Here is a 2,964-nt window from a genome sequence, read left to right as displayed (position 1 = left end):
GGCCGGAGGCGCAGGACATGGCCGGTGCGGAGCCGGGCCTGGACAGCGCCCCGGCCACGGACCAGCACGTACCGGCCAAGCCCTGAGCGGCCTCGGCCACCCGGGCCTCGGCCGCCCCGGCCCCGGCCGGCCGGGCTGTCAGCCGCCGGAGCCCTGCAACGCGCGTACCTCGGACGGCGGGGCGGCGGCCGCTCCGTGGCCGCCGCCCCGCTACCGGGAACGGTTGCCGGGAAGGGGTGCGGAGCTGCTCCGCCAGGGGCCCGGTCACCGTAGGCACCGGCCGTGACACCACCCCCGGCCGCACTGTCGGCGCACGGGAATATCCTTGGCACCTCTGGCCATCGGCTGACGAAGGAGTCCGAAGGTGCCGTCGATGCTCGATGCTGTCGTCGTGGGGGCGGGACCCAACGGGCTGACCGCCGCTGTTGAGCTGGCCCGCCGCGGGTTCGCGGTCGAGGTCTTCGAGGCCCGGGAGACCGTCGGAGGGGGCGCGCGGACCGAGGAACTCACCCTCCCCGGCTTCCGCCACGACCCGTGCTCCGCAGTCCACCCGCTGGGCGTCGGCTCGCCGGTCTTCGCGACCATGCCCCTCGACCGGTACGGCCTGGAGTGGCTGCACCCCGAACTGCCCATGGCGCACCCCTTCGACGACGGGACCGCCGCCGTGCTGTCCCGCTCGGTCGCCGAGACCGCCGCTTCCTTCGGACCGCGCGACGCGGGCGCGTACCGCAGGCTCGTCACGCCCTTCATCGGCCGGTGGCCCACGCTGGCAAGGGACTTCATGTCGCTGCCGCTCACCGCGCTGCCCCGCGACCCGGTGACACTCGCCCGCTTCGGACTCGCCGGACTCCCGCCGTCCACCTGGCTGATGAAGCGCTTCCGCGACGACCGGGCGCGTGCCCTGTTCGCCGGGCTCGTGGCCCATGTCATCGCCCCGCTCGACGGCCTCGCCACCGGCGCCGTGGGGCTGATGTTCGCGCTCGCCGCGCACGAGGGCGGCTGGCCGCTGCCGCGTGGCGGCTCACAGTCCATCTCCGACGCGCTGACGGGGTATCTGCGCGACCTCGGCGGTGTGGTGCACACCGGCTTCGAGGTGAAGCGGCTGGACGATCTGCCGCCCGCCCGCGCGTACGTCTTCGACACCTCCCCGACGGCCGCCGCGCGCATCGCCGGCCTCGGCCGCGCCTACGACGGATACCGGTACGGGGCGAGCGTCTTCAAGATCGATTACGCGCTCGACGGGCCGGTGCCCTGGACGGCGGAGGCCCCCAGGACCGCCGGGACCGTCCAGATCGGGCCGAGCAGCCGTGAGATCGGTACGGCACTGCGCCAGGCGTCCGGCGGCCGCGCCCCCGAGACGCCATTCCTGATCAGCGCCCAGCCGAGTCTGGTCGACCCGTCCAGAGCGCCCGAGGGCAAGCATGTCTTCTGGACGTACGGACATGTGCCGCACGGCTGGGACGGCGACCTCACCGAGGCCATCGAGCGCCAGATCGAACGCTTCGCGCCCGGATTCAGCGACCGGGTGCTCGCCCGCGCCACCGCGGGACCCGCCGAACTCTTCGCGCGCAACGCGAACTATGTGGGCGGCGACATCGCCTGCGGGGCGGCCGCCGGACTGCAACTGGTCCTGCGGCCCAAGCTCTCCCTGTTCCCCTACACGACCTCGCACCCCGCGGTGTACCTCTGCTCGGCGGCGACCCCGCCGGGCCCGGGCGTCCACGGCATGTCGGGCCACAACGCGGCGAAGGCGGTGTGGCGGCGGCTGCGGAGTACGTGAGCGGGCCGGCGGCCGCGGCCGGGCGGAGGGAGGGAGATGTCGGATTCTCGCCAGCCCCCGGTGCCGTGAGTGGCCGATGCTTGACCCATGCACACCGACACCGAGCGCTGCGTACGCGCCGTCCAGTCGAAGGACGCCCGCTTCGACGGCTGGTTCTTCACGGCCGTCCTGACCACCAGGATCTACTGCCGCCCCAGCTGCCCGGTCGTGCCGCCCAAGGTCGAGAACATGACCTTCTACCCGAGCGCCGCCGCCTGCCAGCAGGCCGGGTTCCGCGCCTGCAAACGCTGCCGCCCTGACACCACCCCCGGCTCCCCGGAGTGGAACGCCCGCGCCGATGTCGTGGCCCGCGCGATGCGCCTGATCCGGGACGGCGTCGTCGACCGGGAGGGCGTGCCCGGCCTCGCCGGACGGCTCGGATACTCGACCCGGCAGATCGAGCGCCAGCTCCTCGCCGAGCTGGGCGCAGGACCGCTCGCCCTGGCCCGCGCCCAGCGCGCCCAGACGGCACGCATCCTCATCGAGACCACCGAACTGCCCCTGGCGGACGTGGCGTTCGCCGCCGGATTCTCCTCCGTCCGCACCTTCAACGACACGGTCCGTGAGGTCTTCGCGCTCGCCCCGGGCGAGCTGCGCACCCGCGCCGCGCGCGGCGCCCGGCCGCACACCCCGGGCGCCATCGCGCTCCGGCTCCCGTTCCGCGCGCCCCTCAACCCCGACAACCTCTTCGGCCATCTCGCCGCGACCGGGGTCCCCGGCGTGGAGGAGTGGCGGGACGGCGCGTACCGCAGGACGCTCACCCTGCCGTACGGACACGGCATCGCCGAACTCACCCCGCACCCCGACCACATCGGCTGTCTGCTCTCCCTCACCGATCTGCGCGACCTCACCCACGCCATCAGCCGCTGCCGCTGGCTCCTCGACCTCGACGCCGATCCGGTCGCTGTCGACGGCGAGCTGCGCAACGACCCGCTGCTGGCCCCGATGGTCGACAAGGCCCCGGGCCGCCGGGTGCCCCGTACCGTCGACGCGGCCGAGTTCGCGGTACGCGCGGTGCTCGGCCAGCAGGTCTCGACCGCGGCGGCCCGCACCCACGCCGCCCGGCTCGTCACCGCGCACGGGGTGCCCGTCGACGACGCCAGGGGCGGTCGCACCCACCTCTTCCCGTCGCCGCGGGCCCTGGC

2 protein-coding genes are annotated in these 2,964 nt (G+C 74.4%); both read left to right on the top strand.

Annotated elements, in window-relative coordinates; genetic code table 11:
• Positions 1-364 precede the first annotated feature (364 nt).
• Positions 365-1,780, top strand: a complete 1,416-nt coding sequence (locus tag G3I19_RS35750; protein WP_164267843.1) for an NAD(P)/FAD-dependent oxidoreductase — start codon at positions 365-367, stop codon at positions 1,778-1,780.
• Between the two features lie 87 nt (positions 1,781-1,867).
• Positions 1,868-2,964, top strand: a 1,097-nt coding sequence (locus G3I19_RS35745) for an AlkA N-terminal domain-containing protein (protein WP_164267842.1), incomplete at its 3' end; no start/stop codon positions are given.

It is taken from the genome of Streptomyces sp. SID10853 (genome assembly GCF_010548145.1).
Classification (GTDB): Bacteria; Actinomycetota; Actinomycetes; order Streptomycetales; family Streptomycetaceae; genus Streptomyces.
Note: the sequence above shows the minus strand (reverse complement) of the source record. Positions and strands in the feature narration are given on the sequence as shown.